Genomic DNA, 1,435 nt, shown 5'->3' on the forward strand with positions numbered 1-1,435 from the left:
GGTCACGTCCCGTGGCGTGGTGTAGATCGCCTGCGTGAGGCCCTGTGTGCTGTTCAGTTTTCCGGTTCGTTGTCGAGCTGACAACGGGTCTGGTCAGGCAGCGATGAGTTCGCTGGTGGGGGCGCTCGCGGTGGTGTTGATCTGGGCCATGGTGCCTTCGGCGAGGTAGCGGCGGTCGCCGGTCTGCCATTCGTCGTGGGCTTCGACGAGGACGGCGCCGGCGAGGCGGAGCAGGGCTTCGGGGTTGGGGAATACACCGACGACGTCGGTGCGGCGTTTGATCTCCTTGTTCAGCCGCTCCAACGGATTCGTCGACCAGATCTTCTTCCAGTGGCTGGGCGGGAATCCGGTGAAGGCGAGCAGGTCGTGTGCGGCGTCGCGGAGCATCGTTTCGACCTTGGGTAGCTGCCGGCCGAGCATGCCGGCGATGACGTCGAGTTGCTCGCGGACGTGGGCGGCGTCGGGTTGGGCGAAGATGGTGCGGATCGCCGCGGCGACCATTTCCGCGTTGCCTTTGGGCACCTGGGCCAGGACGTTGCGCAGGAAGTGCACGCGGCAGCGTTGCCAGGCCGCGCCGAGCAGCACCGCGGCGATGGCTTGTTTGAGGCCGGTGTGGGCGTCGGAGATGACCAGCTGCACCCCGCCCAGCCCGCGGGCCTTGAGTGAGCGCAGGAACGCGGTCCAGAAGGCGCCGTCCTCGCTGTCGCCGACGGCGAAGCCCAGTACTTCCCGCCACCCGTCGGCGCGGACCCCGGTGGCGACCACGATCGCTTGGGAGACGACTCGCCGGTTGACGCGGGCCTTGCAGTAGGTCGCGTCGAGGAAGACGTAGGGGAACGCGGCCGAGGCCAGGGACCGGTCGCGGAAGGCACCCACTTCCTCGTCCAGGTCGGCGCAGATCCGCGACACCTCCGACTTGGAGATCCCGCTGTCCGCACCCAGGGCTTTGACCAGGTCGTCGACTTTGCGGGTGGACACACCGTGCAGGTAGGCCTCCATCACCACCGCAAACAGCGCCTGATCCACCCGCCGGCGCCGCTCCAGCAGACTCGGAAAGAACGAACCGGTCCGCAGCTTCGGGATCCGCAGATCGAGGTCGCCGGCGGTGGTGGTCAGCGTCCGGGGCCGGTGGCCGTTGCGCTGCGCCACGCGGGTCTCGCTGCGCTGATGCGGGGCGGCGCCGATCACCGCGGTCAACTCCGCCTCGATCAACGCCTGATAGATCGTCTCCGCCGCCTGCCGGACACGATCATTCACCTCCGCTGCCTTGAGTGCATCCAGCACCTCCAACAAGGCAGACTGGTCCAGGGTCATCGCGTACTCCGTCCTCTGCGTGTTCTTGGTCGTTCACACAGAGACTCACGCGATGACCCACCCCTATCTCGGCGGCACGCCGTGGCAGGTCAGCTTCTACACCACCCGGCGGGACGCAACC

At 67.5% G+C, this 1,435-nt stretch carries 1 protein-coding gene; it reads right to left on the reverse strand.

Features of this window, described 5'->3' with window-relative positions; all coding sequences use genetic code 11:
- Window positions 1-93 precede the first annotated feature (93 nt).
- A complete protein-coding gene (locus D7I43_RS32420) occupies window positions 94-1,314 on the reverse strand; it encodes an IS256 family transposase (protein WP_120332339.1) in 1,221 nt (406 codons plus the stop codon).
- Window positions 1,315-1,435: the final 121 nt, after the last annotated feature.

Origin of the sequence: Micromonospora globbae, from assembly GCF_003610785.1 — a bacterium.
Lineage (GTDB): Bacteria > Actinomycetota > Actinomycetes > Mycobacteriales > Micromonosporaceae > Micromonospora > Micromonospora globbae.